The following is an 18,582-nucleotide window of genomic DNA, read 5'->3' as shown; positions in this document are numbered from 1 at the left end:
TCAGGCGGCCTCGGGCGAGGCCCCGCGTACCTCGGTGCCGTGAATCGTCGCAGCGGCGCGGCGTCGCACCGTGCGGGCGGCCTCGTGCGCCTCCAGATGGGTCAGCAGGCGCGCCACCGCCTCCATCAGCGCCAGTGCCCGGTCCGGATCCTCGACCTCGCCGCCATGGATCAGGTCGAAGGCCTCGTCGGCATAGCGACTGAGCGTCTCGGTCAGGGCATCGGCCTGTTGCTTGCGGTCCGATTCACAGCCGAACACCGCCGCTGCAGGCCGCAGCGCGCCCAGCAGCCGCAGTTGCACACCGGCCGTCGCCAGCGCCGCAGAGGCCGGATCGCAGTTCAGGTCCGGCACCTTGCGGGTCATCCGCCCGGCCAGCGCTGCACGCGTCATCGGCAGGGCCGCCTCGACAGTCTTGGGCGCGCTCCGAATCGTTTCGGTCAGCCGCCGGGCGACCTTCAGGCGCGCCTCGCGCACGTCCTGGCCCCAGGCGCTGCCGGGCTGCATTTTCAGGGTGACATCCAGTTCACCGAGCGTGGCCGTGCACCAGTGAATGTCCTCCAGCGCCGCTTCGGCCTCGGGACCAGCCTCTGGTCCAGGGCGGAAGGCGGCAACGCGGGCGGCCCTCACCTCGACCCCGGCGATCAGTCGTTCGACGAAGACCGCCATCTCGGACCCGCTCAGAAAGTCATCGCGTCCCGCCGATCCGCTGGTCTGGGTCACCAGCCTCAGCACCAGCGCCGCATCCTTGAGATGGGCGAACAGGATGTCGATCAGACGCGGCGCGCCATCCTCGTGAATGGCCGAGGCATCCCGGATCAACAGGCGCAGTTCCGCAAGACTGTCGCCGTCCGGACGACCCAGCCAGGATTCCAGATGGTTCAGCGCCTTGCGGGCCAGATGGGCCAGGTCCAGACAGCCGGCCAATGCTTCCAGTCCCGCCTCGCGCGTCTCTGACGAAAGGCTTGTCGGCCACACGGCCTCGGGACGATCGCGGACCGCCGCCGCTGCGGCCAGGCACAGCCGGTCGCCGACGAGAGACGCCTCGGGTCCCTCCTTGTCGAGGCGCTCCAGAAGATCGAGCTCGCCCTCGCGGGCCACGGCCCACAGGCGGGGCAGGATCTGCGCCGGAAACGTCAGGGCCTCGATGCCGTCCATCCGCTCCCGGAACATCGGGGTCAGCGGGCCCAGCGCGCGCTCGCGACGGCGGCGCTCGACGTCGACGTCGTTCAGCATACCGCCCAGCTCCCGGGCCTTGTCGCCCGGCCAGCCGCCGACAGCCCGCCGCAGCCCGTCGAGCAATTCAGGGGGACACAGGGTGATCAGATGCGCCAGGGCGGCGCGGTGCGCGACCGTCAGACCGGCCATTCAGAACTCCACGTGAAACCCACGTCCCACGCAGCCTGGGCGGGCAGGGTTAATATTCCGTCCACCGCGTTACAGGGTTACAGGGTTACAGAGCCGCTCAACCCTCGGCGGCGGGAAGATCCAGCACGGCCTTCAACCCGCCCATCTCGCTCTGCGACAGGGCCACGCGGCCGTTGTAGGCCCTGGTCAGGTCGTCAACGATCGACAGGCCCAGACCCGAGCCCGGCGCGTCTTCGTCCATGCGGGTGCCGCGCTTAAGGGCGGCCTCCCACTGATCCTCGGCCAGACCCGGACCATCGTCCTCGACCACCACCACCATCTGGCCCAGACCGGTCGCCCCGGCGCTGACCCGCACGCGGCGCTTCGCCCATTTGCAGGCGTTTTCGATCAGATTGCCCAGAATTTCCTGCAAGTCCTGCCGTTCGCCCCGGAACATCAGGTCGTCGGGCGCGCGCCAGTCGATCTCGACATCCTTGGACGCAAACACGCGCTCCAGCATAACCGCCATTTCGTCCAGCACCTCGGCCACGGGCGTGCGCTCACCCAGCCCTTGCGCGCGGGCGGCGGCGCGGGCCCGGCGCAGATGGTGATCGACCTGGTCCTTCATCACCCCGCTCTGGCGGGTGACCACCTCGGCCAGCGGATCGGCCCGGCCCTCGGCCTCGGCCAGCATCACCGACAGGGGCGTCTTCAGCGCATGGGCCAGATTGCCGACGTGGGTGCGCTGGCGCTCTACCACTTCGGTGTTATGGTCCAGCAGGCGGTTGACCTGTTCGGCCAGCGGCTGGATCTCCAGCGGATAGGTGCGCTCGATCCGGCCCGAGCGGCCCTTTCTCACATCGGCGATCTCATTCCTCAGCAGGAACAGCGGGCGCAGGCCGATCCGCACCTGCATGAACACCGCCGCCACCAGCCCCAGCCCCAGGATCAACAGGGCGATCCAGGTGAAGGTGGCAAAAGCCCGCGTGTCGGCATCAATGTCGGAACGGTCCATCCCGGCCATGAACACCAGCGGTCGCTCGCGCCCCGGCAAGACCTTGACGCTGGCGGCAATCCGCAAGGGCCGATCCACCGGTCCGATAGCCGTGTAGCTGAGCGTCCGTCCCCTCTCCAGACGGCCGGGCATGTCGGTGGGGATCAACAGGTCCTCACCCGCCAGCGACGGCGATCGCTCCAGAATGCGTATCCCGCCGCGACCGTCGAACTCGCCGACCACCCAGTACTTCCCCGACAGGGGTCTGAGCGTGCGCGAATCCTGGATTTCGGCGACCGAGACCCGACCCCCGACCACGGTCGTGGCCAGCACCACCTCGTCTATGGTTTCGGCCAGGGCATAGCCCATGCGGCGCAGGGCGGAGTCCTGATACTGGCTGGTCAGCATCCAGCCCGTCAGCACCAGCGCCACCGCCATCCAGGCCGAGGCCAGCCAGATCAGCCGCCGGGTCAGCGAACGACCGGGGCGCCCCAGGGCTTGCCCGAACGCCTGTCCGGCCCAGGCCTGCCAGGTCACGCGGCCTCGGACTCGCCCGGCAGGGCCGTCAGCCGATAGCCCAGACCCCGCACCGTCTCGATCCGGTCGGCGCCGATCTTCTTCCTCAGCCGCCCGACGAACACCTCGATGGTGTTGGAATCGCGGTCAAAGTCCTGATCGTACAGATGCTCAACCAGTTCGGTGCGGCTGATCACCCGGCCCTGATGCATCATCAGATAGTGCAGCAGACGGTATTCCAGACTGGTCAGGCGCAGCGGTTCGCCGTTCACATTGGCCCGCGCCGCGCGCGGATCCAGCCGCAGCCCCCCGCACGACAGGGTCGCCGAAGCGATCCCCGCCGAACGCCGCAGCAGGGCCCGCAGGCGCGCCAGCAGTTCTTCGGTGTGGAACGGCTTGGTCAGATAGTCGTCGGCGCCCGCGTCGAACCCGGCCACCTTGTCGGACCAGGCCCCGCGCGCCGTCAGGATCAGCACCGGCGTGGTCTTGCCCTCGCGGCGCCAGCGCTCCAGCACCGACACGCCGTCGATCTTGGGCAGACCCAGGTCCAGCACGATCACATCATAGGGTTCGGTATCGCCCAGAAAATGCGCCTCCTCACCGTCGGGCGCGTGGTCAACCGCATAACCGGCATCGCCCAACGCCGCCTTCAGCTGGCGCGACAGATCGGCGTCATCCTCGACAAGCAGTACACGCATGAAAGCCCCTTATCTCTCGGCGTCGACGCCGATATCGATGACCCGGCCGTCGCGTTGTTCGAACCGGAACACATGCTGGCCGCCGCGCATACCCATATAGCCGACATAGCGCGCCCCGCCTGCACGGGCCTGGGCGATGCGCTGGGCCTCGGCTTCGCTGACGCGGCGCGAGGATTGTTCACGCGGATCGTCCCGGCGGTCGCGACCGCGCGGGTCCTGACGGCCTCGCGGATCCTGATCCTGAAGCATCCAGGCCGGATCGTCCGCCGGGGTGGTGACGGGCGCGGCCAAGGCCGAACCGCCGAACGCCATCACCCCCAGCATGAGGCCGGTGGCGGCGCAGGTCGTCAGGTGATGTTTCAGGGTGCGGGTCATGACAGCGGCTTTAGGCGCCTGGCTCTGAACGGAGGCTGAACGATCAGTCTAGACTTATTTCACCGTCGCGACAGCCGCCTCGCGCGAAACCTGTCCCATATCCCCCCGCGCGCGAGACGCGACGGTCATGGAGACGAATTCATGCCGATGAACCGAACCTGAAGCGGCCTGTTCAGTTTAGGCTCAGCCGCGACCTGCTTTTCTGCGGTCAACGTCGCCTCCCCGGACGACGACCGTTGAAAGGATACGACCATGATCAAGAAGCTGCTCATCCCCGCCCTCGCCCTGGCCGCCACCTCGGTCGCCCTGCCGGCCGCGGCCCAGAGCTTCAGCATCAGCATCGGCACCACGCGGGCCCCGGCCTACGCCCCCGGCTACGGCTATGACCGCTATGACCGCTATGACCGCTATGACCGCAACTGGGTGTCGATCAACCAGCGCCAGCGTCAGCTGGACCGCCGCATCGACCAGGGCGTCCGTAACGGCCAGTTGACCCGCCGCGAGGCCCGGGGCCTGCGCTACGAGTTCAACCAGCTGGCCCGGCTTGAGGCGCACTATCGCCGCAACGGCCTCAGCCGCTGGGAACGCCAGGACCTGGATCGTCGTTTCGATATCCTCGAAGCCCGCATCCGCTACGAGCGTCGCGACCGCGACGATCGCCGGGGCCGTGGCTACCGCTAGGCCATAAGGCGGCGCCCCAAAGGCCCGCCTCCGCAGGCCCCCACCCCTCCCCTCGCAGGGGCCTGCCCCCGAGGCGCGATCCGCAAGGATCGCGCCTCTTCTTTTGACGAGATAGGGGGCGCGATCTGAGAAGGTCGCGCCCCTTCTTCTTGGGTAAATGGGCGCGCGACCCGAAGGGCCTCAGTCGGCGCGCTCGACTCGGACGGCGACCTCGTTGCGGCGCAGTCCCGGGAGCGTCCAGGGCGGGTCATAGAACCAGACCACCGGCTCGCCGCGCGGGCTCCAGCCACTGCCGGCCAGAACGGTCAGCAGCTCGGCCTTGCGGGCCTCGACGGCGCTCACGGAACCGACCCCGCTGAACTTCAGAACGGCATAGGTTTCGGCCGGAACGACCACCAGCTCGACGGCGGGGTCGCGGGGAATGGGCAGCTCGTCCATCGTATAGGCCGCCGGCATGAAGAACTGCACCGTCCAGCGGTCCGTGCCCGAGGGCGCCTGGGCCACGGGCGCCGTCATCGCGATGGTCTGCGACTCCCCGCCCCGGGCGTCCGACTGGGCGACGGGCGCGGTCATGGAAATGGACATCCGCTCCGAATTGCCGCCGAAAATATAACCGGCCAGCTTCTGGAACCCCGCATTGCGAGCCTCGCCACTGTCGCCCGAGACAACGGTCTGGGCGGCGATACGGTCGTCATAGCGACGGATTTCCAGATCGCCGACCCGGGCAATCTGCTCAAAGGCGGGCTCTTCTGTTCCGGACCGTATGCCGACGGTGGAGCAGGCGGCCGTCGACAGGGCGGCGGCAAATCCGACAAGGGCTTTCATCATGGCGGGAGTTCCTTTTGATCGCGGACACACCGCGACCGCTTGAAAGCGCACGAAAGCGGCCCACGGGCCACAGAAATATCCGTGGCCCGGGAGTCGACGGACCTATTGCGGCACGGACACCGCGTCGGTGACGTGGATGACGCCGTTCGACTGGATAATGTCGGCCTGGGTCACGGTGGCGACGCCGCCGTTCTCATCGGTCAGGATGACCGAGCCGTCGCGCAGCGATGCGGTCAGGGTGTCGCCCGACAGGGTTTCGATGGCCGCCGAACCGCCGCCGGCCTCGATCAGGCCGATGACATCCGCAGCCGTCACCCGGCCGGCCACCACATGATAGGTCAGAACCTTGGTCAGGACGGCCTTGTTCTCGGGCTGGACCAGAGCCTCGACCACACCGTCGGACAGAGCGGCGAAGGCGGCATCGGTCGGCGCGAACACGGTGAAGGGGCCTTCACCCGACAGGGTCTCGACCAGACCGGCAGCGGTCACGGCCGCGACCAGGATGGTGTGGTCGGGCGAGGCCACGGCGGCCTCGACGATCGTCCCGCTCGGGTCCACGGCGACGGCGATCGCCGGAGACGTCACGCCGGGCTGGTGATCGGCAAGGGCGGCCGGCGCGGCGGCGAGCAGGGCGGCAGCGGAAACGGCGCCGGCAAGAGCGGAGAGCTTCATGAGGAGTATCCTGTTGCAATCGCCTCGATGCGATCGCCATCAGGGACGCCTCCCGGCGAGGGCCGGATGCGAAAAAGGCCTGTCGTGCGGCAACCGGCCGCGCCCGGTCCCTCCTACAGACGCAGCTCGACCCCTGTGGGGATGGTCGCGGTCCAGTGCAGGCCGTCCTCGGCGAATTGGAGGTCGACCTCGCCCCCGGTCGCCCCCTCGAACACCCGCGTCAGCAGCATCGACCCAAAGCCCCCGCCCCGCGCCTTGCCCCCGGTCGGACACGGCTTAACCACCGGCCCACCCTGTTCCTGCCAGGACAGGCGCACGTGATCCGGGTCGGACTGGATCCAGCGGACCGCGACCCGGCCCTCCGGCACACTCAGGCTGCCGTATTTGAGGGCATTGGTGCCCAGCTCGTGCACGGCCAGCGACAGATAGGGGGCAATCTTGCCGGGCAGCAGCACCTCGGGGCCCTCCATCTCCACCCGCTCCAGATGCGACAGCTGCCGCGCCAGCAGGTCGCGCAGCGAGAACCGGTCGTCCGACATGCTCATCAAGGCATCCTGGGCTGCCGAAAGCGCGACCAGCCGGGCCTCCACCGCCGCGACGAAGGCCGCGGGCACGTCCGTCGCGCTTGCGGACTGGCGAACGATGGCCTGTACGACGGCGAACACGTTCTTGACGCGATGGCTCAGTTCCTGCGCCAGCACCTCCAGCTTGGTCTCGTTCAGCTTTCGGGTGGTGACATCGAGCGCACTGGCGACCACACCGCGCCGCCCGTCCGGCAGGGTCGATGGCGACGCCTGTACGTCGTACCAGAGTCTCTGCTCGCCGGTCAGGAACGAGATTTCCTCGCTCTGGGTCTGCCCGGTCTCCAGCGTCCGGCGGAGGATCTTTTCAAGCGGCTCCCCGACCTCGGGCCCGATGAATTCCGCCGGGGTCTGGCCCAGACAGGCCTCCGGCACATTGTGCCCCCAGACGTATTTCAGCGCCTCGTCATGCTCGGACATGGCCAGACCCGAGATATTGGTGGCCAGGGCGAACCGGTCGGCCGTCGATCGCAGCCGCGCCAGACTGTCCCTCAGCTCCCGATTGCGGTTCGACAGCTCGTCATCGGCCGCCCTAAGTTCCGTGATGTCCTCATTGACCCCGATCATGCCGGCAAAGCTGCCATCCGGGGCGTGGTAGGGCCGGGCCCGCGTCTGCAGCACCCGCACCTCGCCGTCCGCCCGCCGATAGCGCCCCTCGCAGACAAAGGCGTGCTGGCCGGACATGCCCTCACTGAACGGTCCAAAGACCGCACCCTGATCCTCGGCCAGCAGGCTGGAGGACCAGTCGAACCGCCCGCAGTCGTCTGGCCCCAGCCCCCAGAACTCCCGCATGGCCCGGCTCAGGAACACACACCGTCCGGTCGTGTCCCCACGCCACAGCATGGCCGGCGATTCCTCGGCCAGCAGCGCCAGACTCGCATCATCGGGCCCGGGCGCGGTCAAGCGGCGACGCCCACATCTGTGATTGCTATTTCCACCCCGGTTCGCTCCACGATGCCCCCACGGTCAAGTTACACGCCGAGGTCAAACGCCGCTCGCCGAAAAAGGGTTTCAGGGTGCTCGTCCCTACACCCTCAACCGGCTCTCCACCGTCGTCACGGCCTGCCCGGTCAGGATCACGCGATCCCCCCGCATCTCGGTGGTGATATCTCCTCCCCGCGTCGGGAAGGCCTGGAAGAAGTCCACGCGTGCGCGGCCCAGCCGGTCGGTCCAGAGGGGGGCCAGGATGCAGTGGGCCGAGCCGGTGGCCGGGTCTTCGGGCACGCCACAGCCGGGGGCGAAGAACCGGTCGACCACGTCGTAAGGGTCGCCGTCATCGGCGGGGGCGCAGACGATCACCTCGCCGGGTTCCCCGGCCGGGCTGACCAGGGTATTCAGCGCCGCAATGTCGGGGGTCAGGTTTCGCACCGTCGCCGCGTCCTTCAGCATCACGACCAGATAGCGGGCGGCCCAGACCTCGATCGGCTCGACCCCCAGCGCCTCGGCCAGACCCGCGACCGGCCCCGCGCGGCGCGGCGGATCGGCGGGAAAGTCCATCTCATAGGCGTCCTTGCCCGGCCCGCGCTTTACGATCAGCGGGCCCGAGGCCGTATCGAACGTCACCGCCTCGACATCCAGCGCCAGCTCGCCCAGCAGCACATGGGCCGAGGCCAGGGTGGCGTGGCCGCACAGATCGACCTCGCGCCCCGGGGTGAACCAGCGCAGACCGAACCGGTCGGGCCGGTCGCTGCGGATCAGGAAGGCCGTCTCCGACAGATTGTTCTCGCGCGCCAGCGCCTGCATCCAGTCGTCGTCGCGCCACGCCAGCTGCGGCTCGACCACGCAGGCGCCGTTGCCCATGAAGGGGCGCGCGGCAAAGGCATCCACCGTCCACTGTCTCATCCGCCCTGCTCCACTTTCAGTTCCGGCCAGCGGGCCACAAGCTTCTCGATCACCCGGTCCCAGTCGGCGGCGATCGGCCGGGTCGGGTTGGGGCGGATGACCATGGCGAACACATCGTCGAGGCCGAAGGGCGCCGCCACCGTCAGCCGGTCGTCGGCCTCCAGCCGCACACCGACGGCAAAGGCCGGGGCGACGAACCGCGTGAGCGCCTCGGCGGTCTCGGCCACCGGTGGCCAATCCTGACCGAACTTCTGCGGAAACCACTCCGAGACGCGGCGCTGGTTCCTCACCTCGACGCGGCTTTTCAGCGGTTCCTCGAACCGGGCGGCGACCCGGCGGATGACCGCATCCTCGGCGTCCCAGCCGTAGTCGTCATCGAAATAGCCGACGTCGAAATCCTTGACCCCATGGCCCGGCGGCCGCCCCGTCAGGTGGTTCCAGACGCTCTGGTAAACGGCGCCGGAAAAGATCAGCCAGTCGTTCACCCCCTCGGCCCGCACCCCCTCCAGCACCGTCATCAGATCGGGGTCGGCCCGGACGATGGCCTCCAGCCGTGCCTCAAGGTCGGTCATCGATCCCGCACCGGCCAGGCGTGGTCCAGCGGGCCGTGCCCCTGCCCCAGCCCGGGCGCCCGGCGGATCGCCTCGGCCACATAGGCCCAGGCGCTGGCCACCGCCGCCTCCATCGTCTGGCCTTGCGCCAGCCCCGCCGCGCAGGCGCTGGCGAGCGTGCAGCCCGTGCCGTGGGTGTGGCGCGTCTCGACCCGCTCGCCCTCCAGCACCGTCTCGCCGTGTCCGGTCAGCAGCAGGTCCAGCACCCGCTCGCCCGGCACATGGCCGCCCTTCATCAACACGGCCCCCGCCCCCATTTTCAGCAGGGCCTCACCCGCCCGGCGCTGGCCGTCCAGATCGGTGACGGGGATGCCGGTCAGGGCCTCGGCCTCGGGCGCATTGGGGGTCAGCAGGGCCGCGCGCGGCACCATCCGGGTGCGCACCGCGTCGATCGCCGCATCGGCCAGCAGGCTCGCCCCGCCCTTGGCCACCATCACCGGATCGACCACGACGGGCACGCCCGCGCCGTCCAGAATGTCAGCGACGGCCTCGACCACCTCGACGCTGCCCAGCATGCCGGTCTTGATCACATCGGTGCCGATGTCGTTCAGCACCGCCCGGGCCTGTTCGCGGATCAGGCTGACCGGCAGGGGATGCACGCCATGAACCCCCAGGGTGTTTTGCACCGTGATGGCCGTCACCGCCGTCGCGGCAAAGCCACCCAGCATGGTCACCGCCTTGATGTCGGCTTGCAGCCCGGCGCCCCCGCCCGAGTCAGACCCGGCGATTATGAGCACCCTGCCGCGGGTCATACGGTGGCTCCCGAAAACAGCTTCAGCCCGACGATGCCCGCCACGATCAGGACGATGCACACCAGCCGGATCGCCGTCGCCGGCTCGCCATAGGCCAGAATGCCGACGGTCGCCGCGCCCACCGCCCCGATGCCGGTCCAGACCCCGTAAGCCGTGCCGATGGGCAGCTTCTGCGTCGCCAGCCACAGGAACCCAAAGCTGGCTAGCATGGCGATCCCAACCAGCAGGCTGATCCCCGGCCGCTGCGGCCCGACGAACTTGAACCCCGAGGCCCAGCCCACCTCCAGCAGGCCGGCAATCGCCAGCGCCAGCCACGGGTTCATCTGGGTCAACAGTCTCAGGGCCTCGGTCATCTCTCCTGAATGGCGATGACCGGGGCCGGGGGCAAGCGTCCTATTTCCCGAAAGCCAGCCGACGCAGCGCCATCAGCAGGCCCGACACCTCGCTCACGAGGATCACAACAAAGACCAGGATCAGCACGGTCTCGCCGCCTTCACCCCTCCGGAACAGCGTCTCGGTGCGCTCGATCAGGGACGCGATGTTGTCCACCCGGAGCAGAGACGCGAAGGGCGAATACAGCCAGATCCAGCCCAGCAGCGTCAGGGACGCGCCCCGGAACACGACATCGCCGAACGCCGTCAGCCGCACGGGCGCCCCCGTCATCGCCCGGAGCAGGTGGAACACCCCCTGCGCCGCCGCCAACACCACCACCGGCCAGTACAGCAGCGTCACCGTCTCCGCGAACAGCAGGCCATAGTCGACCCCGCCGCGCACCAGCTCGCCGCCCAGATCCTCGGGCCGGAAGCCCAGCCCCAACAGGCCCGACCACCACAACAGGAAGATGCCCCAGCCCGTGGCACTGCCCAGCGCCCCCGCCGTCGGCGACATCTTCGGCATCGCCTCATCCAGCGCCCGGTCGGTGTCATCCAGCGTGCCGCCGCCGCTCTTTTCGTGCAGCGAGTCCCACCAGCGGCGGCTGAACACCCCGACCTCGAACATGCCCAGATCCTTGGCCCGCCATTCGGTCAGGAAGGCCGGCTTGTCCTTCTGTCGCTCGATGATGAAGCCCGCCAGCGTCGCCAGCCCGACCACCGTCAGCCCGCTCGAGAACAGGCCGGCAAAGGCCTGGCCGATCGCCTGCCCCACCTCGGCCCCGCCGAACAGGATGCGCGCCACCGCCCCCACCGCCGTGATCAGCACCAGCACCGTCAGCGCCGTCTTCACCCCGAACAGCCACCAGGGGTAGAGCTCGGGCCCCACCACATGCTGCGGTCCGGCGCCATAGCGGGCGGCCACCGTCAGCGGATGCCCCACTTCGCGCAGCACCGCCTCGACCTCGGCCTCGGTCAGCGGCCGGCCCAGCTCGGCCTCCCGCTCCTCGACCCGGCTCATCAGCAGGTCGCGCAACTCCGCCAGAATGTCCTCGCGGCCGGCGGCGGGCAGCTGCGCCCCCACGGCCTTCAGATAGCGTTCGATCAGGTCCATCATCCCCTCCAGATTTACAGAATTCGGTCCAGCGAGGCCGACAGCCTGCGCCATTCGGCCTCAAGCCGGCCCAGCATGGCTTCGCCCTCGGGCGACAGCCGGTAAAAGCGTTTCTTGCGACGCTCTTCCTCGCGCCATTCGCTGGTCAGCAGCCCCTGGCTCTCCAGCCGGCGCAGCAGCGGATAGAGGGTCGATTCCTCCATCTCCAGCCCGTGCTCGCCCAGCGCCACGCGCAGGGAATAGCCGTACTGCTCGGTCTTCAGCCGCGCCAGCACCGCCAGCACCAGCGACCCCCGCCGCAGCTCCAGCCGCATCGCCTCATAAAGATCGGTCTCGCCCAAGGGCCCGCTCCACTCACGTCACATAGTGTGTGACACACAGTGTATGCGACATACTGTATGAGTGAGTCAATACCCGCCTTAGGTCATGGCATGAAGATCAGGAATCGAGGTCGAGGAACCGGCTGCGGTGTCGGGGCTCGACGACCAGACAGGACGGGCTTCGGCCGAACCACTGGTACCGGTGCCGCGCGACGAATCCATAGACCGCATCGCGGACCGGCCTCGGGATAACCCTCAGCACGACAAGCCAGCACCACGGCCGCCGCAGCCTGCGGGCAATCGCAATCCCCGCGTCCGACCGGCTCAGGGCCCGCCCCGCCTCGATGACCAGAAAGGTGTCGTTCAGATCGGCCCGCGTGAACCCGTGCCGCTCCGCCAGCGCCACCCCGGTGGCAGAACCTGCGCCCGCGAACTGCAGCTCCGGCCCCCGCTCATGCGCCAGAACGAACCGGACCATCCCGCTGCACAGCACGCAGTCGGTGTCGAACACGACGATCGGGCGGGTCTCGGGTTGGGTAGGCATCGGCACCTTGTACAAGGAGGGTGAAGCCTGCAAGCGGGCCTTCGACCGGCCTAATCGGCGAAGGCCGACCCGGCGCGTTCCGGAGCCGGTCTCTCATTGACCTCCTCCCGGACGACCGTGACCGACACCGTGTTTCCAGCCGTCCGCCCGACGCGACCCATGACGACCCGCGAACGCGCCGGCCCCTCCGGGCACATCCAGGCCGCCAACAGACCGTCCGGCGTCTGATAGACGCGTCTCAGATAGCAGTGGCTGACCCTGGCGAGAAAGTCCGGACCGCCCCTGTCCATGACCGCTTCCATCGCGGCGAAGTCATTCCCGTCGGCGGCGCGCAGGAAATCGGCGACCGGATCCACCGCGGCGCGCGGCGGCGCCTCGGCCGCCGTGACCGTCAACGCAGCGGAGAATGTCGCAGTCAGCACAAGCATGGGGTCCCCCGAGGCCATAACCTACGTCAGAGGTGCCACCTTGGCCAACTGCCGTCCAGCCGCAGTTTCCCCACCCCCGCCGCTCATCCCCGCGGAAGCGGGGACCCAGTTCTGGTGCAAGGCTCAGCCCTACCCGCTCGCAGACCGAGCTGTGCCATCCCGCCTCCTGCCCTTGGCCAAAGCACTGGGTTCCTGCTTCCGCAGGAATGAGCGGATAAGAAGGGGTTCACGCCCTCAAGCAGCGAGCGACCGCGTCGCGAGCGGTAGGGCAAAAATCATCTGCAAAACGCCCTTCCCCCCGGTTCCAGATGCAGATGGTCCTGATGCGGCGCGTCATAGTCGGGGCTCAGCACGGTGCTGAAGATCCAGCAGCCCTCATCGCGGATGCGCTTCAGGAACCTTGCCTCGGGCCCGTCGCCATACCAGTGCGCCTTGACCATCACCCGCGTACCGTCGCGCAGGATGACTCCGGCAAAGTCCACCGCCGCAGCGCGCGAATGGGCGCTGGGCCGCGCGCCCGGCCGGTTCGACACGGTGCGACAGGCAAAGGTGCCATAGTGGACGATATCGACCACGTCCTGGCCGAAGATCTCGCGCGCCGCTGGCTCGACCACCTGCCGCCGCCACACCGACAGGGCCAGCGCCGTCTGGCAGGTCATCACCGGCCCCGCCGGTGACAGGCGCGCCACCGTGCCCCGGTCGACGTCCAGCGTGCCCGCCCCCGCCAGGCCACAGGTCTCGGAATCCACCCGGTCGGGCACGGGGGTAAAGGTCACCCGCGCGGCCTCCAGCTCGGCCCGACAGACCGCCAGGTCCGCCCCCGCCGCATCCACCCGCTCGCGCATGCCGCGATCCGGCCGCTGATCGATCAGCCCCGACGCCAGCCGCACACTGACGGGCGCATTGACCGGCGGCTGGCTGACCGCGCCCCGATCCCCCCACCCCGGCGGCGGCGGATTGGCCCGCCCGCACGACGCCAGCACCAGCAGCATCAGTCCTGCGATCATCCGGGGGCGTGTCATGCCGGAACAGTAGCGGGATTCGCGACGGGTCAACGGCGCACCTTCCTGCGCAACTGCGCCGCACTTGCATCGCGCCTTCGGCTGGCATAGGAGCACGCAACTGATAGTCATTCTTATTCGCGTTCGGAGCCCCCGTGACCCGCCTGCTGACCACCACCGCCGCCCTTGCCCTGACGCTCGCCGCCGCTCCCGCCCTTGCCCAGACAGCGACACCGGTCGCCTTGGCCCGCGTCGCCGCCGGGGATCCCACGGTGCTGGACCCGATCACCGTGGTCGGCTCGCGCCAGCAGGCCCGCGACCTCGGCGGTGCCGCCACCTTCCTCGATCTCGAGACGCTGCGGACCTTCGATTACACCGACGTGCACCGCGTGCTGCGGCTGGTGCCCGGCGTGGTCATCCAGGACGAGGAGGGCTTTGGCCTGCGTCCCAATATCGGCATCCGGGGCTCGGGCACCGACCGCTCGGCCCGCGTGGCGATGATGGAGGACGGCGTGCTGATCGCCCCGGCCCCCTATTCCGCCCCCGCCGCCTATTATTTCCCGCGCATCGCCCGCATGACCGGGGTCGAGGTGGTCAAGGGCCCCGGCGCCATCAAATACGGCCCCCTGACGGTGGGCGGCGCGATCAACTTCACCTCCACCCCGATCGGGGGCACAGAGGGCGACGACCTGTCCGGCTATCTGTCGCTGTCGGGCGGCAGCTACGGCGGCTTCCGGGGTCACGGCGTGCTGGGCGGCTGGAGCGACCTCGGCGACAGCGGCTGGCAGTTCGGCTCCCAGGCCGAGTGGCTGCGCGAACAGTCCGACGGCTTCAAGGAGCTGGACAACGGTGGCCCCACCGGGTTCGAGATCGACGACCGGGTGTTCAAGCTGGGCCTGCGCACCGCCCCCGGCGCCGCCCGGGCCCAATCGCTGACCTTCAAATACCAGGAGTTGGACGAGCGCTCCGACGAGACCTACCTCGGCCTGTCGCTGGACGACTTCAACGCCACCCCATACCGCCGCTATGCCGGCAGCCAGGTCGACGTCATGAACGTCGACCACCGCACGCTGCAGCTGACGTACAGCCTCGACCTCAGCCCCGGCCTGAACCTGACCACCACCGCCTATCGCAATGAGACGACGCGCGCCTGGTACAAGCTGAACGATGTGCGCAACACGGCCGGCACCGGCTGGGTCGGCATCTCGTCCGTTCTGGACAACCCGACCGCCTTTCCGACCCAGATGGCCATTCTGCGCGGCGACCCCGGCTTTGTCAGCGGACCCCAGGCCCTGCGCGTACGCAACAACAACCGGGCCTATCAGTCCGAGGGCATCCAGTCGGTCCTGAGCGCCCGATTCTCGACCGGGGCCCTGGCCCACCAGCTGGAGGTCTCGGCCCGCTGGCACACCGATTCCGAGGACCGTTTCCAGCGCGATGACGTCTGGCGCATGGAAGACGGCGACATGCTGCTGACCACGCGCGGCGTGGACGGGGCCCAGGCCAACCGCGTGGGCGAGGCCGAGGCCTGGGCCTTCTTCGTGCGCGACGTCATCACCATCGACCGCCTGACCGTAACGCCCGGCCTTCGCTATGAAACCATCGACCTGACGCGCACCGACTATCCCACCAGCCCCCCGTCGCGCACCACCCCCGTCCGGGTGAGGGAGAGCCAGGTCGACGTCTGGCTGCCGGGTCTCGGCCTGACGTACGACCTGACCGACGAAGTGCGGCTGGTGGCCGGTGCCCACCGCGGCTTCGCCAACCCCGGCCCCGGCTCAGACGTCGATCCGGAGACCTCCTGGAACTATGAGGCCGGCGTGCGCTTCGACCGCGGCGCCCTGGCGTTCGAGGCGATCGGCTACCTCAACGCCTATGACAATCTGCTGGGCACCTGCACCGCCTCCACCGGCGGCGGCTGCACCATCGGCGACCAGTTCTCGGGCGGCGAGGTCCGGGTCTCGGGTCTGGAAGTCACCGGCTCCTGGGACGCCGGCAACGCCCTGGGCCTCGACTTCGGCGTGCCGCTGTCGTTGGTCTACACCCTGACCGACGCCGAGTTCGAAACCAGCTTCACCTCGGCCTATGAGCCCTGGGGCACGGTGACCTCGGGCGACGACCTGCCCTATCTGCCGCGCCATCAGCTGACGCTGCGGGGCGGGCTGGACTTCGGCGACTGGCGCGTCAACGCCGCCGTCAACCGTGTCTCGGACGCGCGCGCCGTCGCCGGATCGGGTCCCATCCCGGATGGCGAGCGGATCGAGGCCCGCACCCTCGTGGACCTGGCCGCCGACTGGGACGTGACGCCCTCGGCGACCCTGTTCGCCTCGGTCCAGAACGTCACGGACGAGGTCCACAACGTCGGCTTCTCGCCCGCCGGTGCCCGCCCCGGCGCGCCCCGCATCGCCACCGCCGGCCTGCGCCTGAGGTTCTGACCCCCTAGCCGCACGGGCCCCGGCGCACTACCTTGCTGTTCATGGCCCGTTCTCCCCGCTCGTCGCGTTCTGTCACCGGTGTGTCCGAGGCCCCTGCGGCCTTTTCCGGCACGCCCCCCCTGTTCGCGCCGGTCACCGGGCCGCGCCTGACGCCCGAGGAGGCGCCGGGCGCCCCGGCCGACTGGGTGCCGCACCGCCCCTCGCGCCCGACGGACAAGGTCTCGCGCCCCTTCCGGCTGGAGACGAAATACACCCCCGCCGGGGACCAGCCCGCCGCCATCGCCGAACTGGTCGAACAGGCGGCCACGGGCGAGCGCGATCAGGTGCTGCTGGGCGTGACCGGCTCGGGCAAGACCTTCACCATGGCCAAGGTCATCGAGCAGACCCAGCGCCCGGCCCTGATCCTGGCCCCCAACAAGACCCTCGCCGCCCAGCTGTACAGCGAGTTCAAAAGCTTCTTCCCCGACAATGCGGTCGAATACTTTGTATCGTACTATGACTATTATCAACCCGAAGCTTATGTGCCGCGTACTGATACCTATATTGAAAAAGATTCCAGTATAAATGAGCAGATCGACCGGATGCGGCATGCGGCGACGCGGGCCATTCTGGAGCGGGACGATGTGATCGTGGTGGCCTCGGTCAGCTGTATCTACGGCATCGGCTCGGTCGAGACCTATACGGCCATGACCTTCACCCTGAACGTCGGCGACCAGATCGATGAGGCCAAGCTGCGCGCCGACCTGATCGCCCTGCAGTACAAGCGCAACGACCTGACGTTCGAGCGCGGCATGTTCCGCAAGCGCGGCGACACGATCGAGATCTTCCCCGTCCACCTCGAGGACCGCGCCTGGCGCCTCAGCCTGTTCGGCGACGAGATCGAGGCCATCCACGAGTTCGACCCCCTGACCGGCAAGAAGACCGCCGACCTCGACACCATCACCGTCTATGCCGCCAGCCACTACGTCACCCCGCGCCCGACGCTGAAACAGGCCATCGACGGCATCAAGGCCGAGCTCAAGGAGACGCTCGACTGGATGAACGAGAACGGCAAGCTGCTGGAGGCCCAGCGGCTGGAACAGCGCACCCGCTTCGACCTCGAGATGATGGAGGCCACCGGCGCCTGTGCCGGCATCGAGAACTACAGCCGCTGGCTGACCGGCCGCAGCCCCGGCGAGCCCCCGCCCACCTTCTTCGAATACATCCCCGACAACGCCCTGCTGTTCGTCGACGAAAGCCACGTCACCATCGGCCAGATCAACGGCATGTTCCGCGGCGACTACAAGCGCAAGTCGGTGCTCGCCGAATACGGCTTCCGCCTGCCCTCCTGCATCGACAACCGCCCGCTCAAGTTCGAGGAGTGGGACGCCATGCGCCCGCAAACGGTCCACGTCAGCGCCACCCCCGGCCCGTGGGAAATGGCCCAGACCGGCGGCGTCTTCACCGAACAGGTCATCCGCCCCACCGGCCTGATCGACCCGCCGGTCGAGATCCGCCCCGTCAGCGACCCCACCCGCAACCAGGTCGATGACGTGATTGACGAGGTCAAGGCCACCGCCCGCGCCGGCTACCGCTCGCTCGTCACCGTCCTGACCAAGAAGATGGCCGAGGACCTGACGGAGTACATGCACGAACAGGGCGTCCGCGTCCGCTATATGCACTCCGACGTCGACACCCTCGAGCGGATCGAGATCCTGCGCGACCTCCGCCTCGGCGCCTTTGACGTGCTGATCGGCATCAACCTGCTGCGCGAGGGGCTCGACATCCCCGAATGCGGCCTGGTCGCCATTCTCGATGCGGACAAGGAGGGCTTCCTCCGCTCCGAAACCTCCCTGATCCAGACCATCGGTCGCGCCGCCCGCAACGTCGACGGCCGCGTCATCCTCTATGCCGACAAGACCACCGGCTCGATGGAGCGCGCCATCGCCGAGACCAATCGCCGCCGCGCCAAACAGGTCGAGTACAACACCGCCCACGGCATCACCCCCGAAAGCGTCAAGCGCGACATAAAGGAGATCCTGGCCAGCCCCTATGAGAGCCGCCAGATGGACCGCCTGACCGCCCCCGGCCTCAAGGAAGAGGCCAAGCCCTTCACCGGCTCCAACTTCCAGGCCGCCCTCAAGAACATGGAGGCGAAGATGCGCGAGGCCGCCGCCAACCTCGAGTTCGAGGACGCCGCCCGCCTCAGGGATGAAATCAAACGCATGAAACTCCTCGATCTGGAGTTCGCGCAGGACATGATTTCATCCTGAGGCGACGCGCAGCGGCGCCCCTGCGCGACGACCCGGAGCGAAGCGGAGGGCGGTGGAGCGCGCAGCGCGGAACCAGATCAAGAAGATGAAGGCCCTCGACCTGGAGTTCGCCAATGAAATGCTGACCGGCGTGGGCGAAGAGGTCGACAAGACGGCGCCGAAGAGGTGGCGGGCCGAGGCGGCCGCGGAGAAGGCGGAAGCGTTCCGGAAGGGGCGGCTTTAG

19 protein-coding genes and 1 pseudogene are annotated in these 18,582 nt (G+C 68.6%); 4 read left to right on the top strand and 16 right to left on the bottom strand.

The features are described from left to right. The 4 genes from EG854_RS09115 to EG854_RS09100 all read right to left on the bottom strand — a co-directional run bounded on the left by EG854_RS09115 (nt 1) and on the right by EG854_RS09100 (nt 3,927). A complete protein-coding gene (locus EG854_RS09115; RefSeq protein ID WP_123287808.1) occupies nt 1-1,365 on the bottom strand; it encodes a hypothetical protein in 1,365 nt (454 codons plus the stop codon). Between the two features lie 97 nt (nt 1,366-1,462). Continuing rightward, nucleotides 1,463-2,776: a sensor histidine kinase gene (locus EG854_RS09110; RefSeq protein WP_123287940.1), complete on the bottom strand. Its 1,314-nt coding sequence runs from the start codon at nt 2,774-2,776 to the stop codon at nt 1,463-1,465. A gap of 95 nt (nt 2,777-2,871) precedes the next feature. Further along, nucleotides 2,872-3,552, bottom strand: a complete 681-nt coding sequence (locus tag EG854_RS09105; protein WP_123287807.1) for a response regulator transcription factor — start codon at nt 3,550-3,552, stop codon at nt 2,872-2,874. Between the two features lie 9 nt (nt 3,553-3,561). Then, nucleotides 3,562-3,927, bottom strand: a complete 366-nt coding sequence (locus EG854_RS09100) for a PepSY domain-containing protein (protein WP_123287806.1) — start codon at nt 3,925-3,927, stop codon at nt 3,562-3,564. 255 nt (nt 3,928-4,182) lie between these two features. Between EG854_RS09100 and EG854_RS09095 the strand changes: the two genes are divergently transcribed. Continuing rightward, nucleotides 4,183-4,608 carry a hypothetical protein gene (locus EG854_RS09095; protein ID WP_123287939.1) on the top strand — a complete coding sequence of 142 codons (426 nt, stop codon included), beginning with the start codon at nt 4,183-4,185 and terminating at the stop codon, nt 4,606-4,608. Between the two features lie 180 nt (nt 4,609-4,788). Here EG854_RS09095 and EG854_RS09090 read toward each other — a convergent pair whose 3' ends face one another. From EG854_RS09090 to EG854_RS09035, 12 genes are all read right to left on the bottom strand, one after another. Beyond that, nucleotides 4,789-5,436 (bottom strand): SOUL family heme-binding protein, encoded by a 648-nt coding sequence (locus EG854_RS09090; RefSeq protein WP_123287805.1) that lies wholly within the window; start codon nt 5,434-5,436, stop codon nt 4,789-4,791. A gap of 102 nt (nt 5,437-5,538) precedes the next feature. Continuing rightward, nucleotides 5,539-6,108: a fasciclin domain-containing protein gene (locus tag EG854_RS09085; RefSeq protein ID WP_123287804.1), complete on the bottom strand. Its 570-nt coding sequence runs from the start codon at nt 6,106-6,108 to the stop codon at nt 5,539-5,541. Nucleotides 6,109-6,221: 113 nt separating this feature from the next. Next, the gene (locus tag EG854_RS09080) at nt 6,222-7,592 is read right to left on the bottom strand and encodes a PAS domain-containing protein (protein WP_123287803.1); all 1,371 of its coding nucleotides are present in this window, start codon (nt 7,590-7,592) and stop codon (nt 6,222-6,224) included. A 123-nt stretch (nt 7,593-7,715) separates the two neighbouring features. Next, the gene (locus EG854_RS09075) at nt 7,716-8,531 is read right to left on the bottom strand and encodes a PhzF family phenazine biosynthesis protein (RefSeq protein WP_123287802.1); all 816 of its coding nucleotides are present in this window, start codon (nt 8,529-8,531) and stop codon (nt 7,716-7,718) included. After that, nucleotides 8,528-9,103, bottom strand: a complete 576-nt coding sequence (locus EG854_RS09070) for a nucleotidyltransferase family protein (protein ID WP_123287801.1) — start codon at nt 9,101-9,103, stop codon at nt 8,528-8,530. The genes EG854_RS09075 and EG854_RS09070 overlap by 4 nt, the downstream gene beginning before the upstream one ends. After that, a complete protein-coding gene (gene thiD / locus EG854_RS09065) occupies nt 9,100-9,894 on the bottom strand; it encodes a bifunctional hydroxymethylpyrimidine kinase/phosphomethylpyrimidine kinase (RefSeq protein ID WP_123287800.1) in 795 nt (264 codons plus the stop codon). Before thiD ends, EG854_RS09070 begins: the two co-directional genes overlap by 4 nt. Next, nucleotides 9,891-10,247 (bottom strand): DMT family transporter, encoded by a 357-nt coding sequence (locus tag EG854_RS09060; protein WP_277424050.1) that lies wholly within the window; start codon nt 10,245-10,247, stop codon nt 9,891-9,893. Before EG854_RS09060 ends, thiD begins: the two co-directional genes overlap by 4 nt. Before the next feature lie 40 nt (nt 10,248-10,287). After that, the gene (locus tag EG854_RS09055) at nt 10,288-11,379 is read right to left on the bottom strand and encodes a hypothetical protein (protein WP_164461980.1); all 1,092 of its coding nucleotides are present in this window, start codon (nt 11,377-11,379) and stop codon (nt 10,288-10,290) included. Between the two features lie 14 nt (nt 11,380-11,393). Continuing rightward, nucleotides 11,394-11,693 carry a PadR family transcriptional regulator gene (locus EG854_RS09050; protein ID WP_123287937.1) on the bottom strand — a complete coding sequence of 100 codons (300 nt, stop codon included), beginning with the start codon at nt 11,691-11,693 and terminating at the stop codon, nt 11,394-11,396. Nucleotides 11,694-11,817: 124 nt separating this feature from the next. After that, nucleotides 11,818-12,243: a thiol-disulfide oxidoreductase DCC family protein gene (locus EG854_RS09045; RefSeq protein ID WP_123287936.1), complete on the bottom strand. Its 426-nt coding sequence runs from the start codon at nt 12,241-12,243 to the stop codon at nt 11,818-11,820. Nucleotides 12,244-12,293: 50 nt separating this feature from the next. Beyond that, nucleotides 12,294-12,671, bottom strand: a complete 378-nt coding sequence (locus EG854_RS09040) for a hypothetical protein (RefSeq protein ID WP_164461979.1) — start codon at nt 12,669-12,671, stop codon at nt 12,294-12,296. A 275-nt stretch (nt 12,672-12,946) separates the two neighbouring features. After that, nucleotides 12,947-13,726, bottom strand: a complete 780-nt coding sequence (locus EG854_RS09035) for an extensin-like domain-containing protein (protein WP_241153195.1) — start codon at nt 13,724-13,726, stop codon at nt 12,947-12,949. Nucleotides 13,727-13,827: 101 nt separating this feature from the next. On the opposite strand from EG854_RS09035, the gene EG854_RS09030 reads away from it, so the two are divergent. From EG854_RS09030 to EG854_RS13155, 3 genes and pseudogenes are all read left to right on the top strand, one after another. Beyond that, nucleotides 13,828-16,107: a TonB-dependent receptor family protein gene (locus EG854_RS09030; RefSeq protein ID WP_123287796.1), complete on the top strand. Its 2,280-nt coding sequence runs from the start codon at nt 13,828-13,830 to the stop codon at nt 16,105-16,107. A 41-nt stretch (nt 16,108-16,148) separates the two neighbouring features. Then, nucleotides 16,149-18,359: an excinuclease ABC subunit UvrB gene (gene uvrB, locus EG854_RS09025; RefSeq protein WP_123287935.1), complete on the top strand. Its 2,211-nt coding sequence runs from the start codon at nt 16,149-16,151 to the stop codon at nt 18,357-18,359. Nucleotides 18,360-18,426: 67 nt separating this feature from the next. Then, nucleotides 18,427-18,582 (top strand): annotated as a pseudogene (locus tag EG854_RS13155) (hypothetical protein); the annotation flags it as partial.

This window comes from Brevundimonas halotolerans (assembly GCF_003730275.1).
Taxonomy (GTDB): domain Bacteria; phylum Pseudomonadota; class Alphaproteobacteria; order Caulobacterales; family Caulobacteraceae; genus Brevundimonas; species Brevundimonas halotolerans.
Note: the sequence above shows the minus strand (reverse complement) of the source record. Positions and strands in the feature narration are given on the sequence as shown.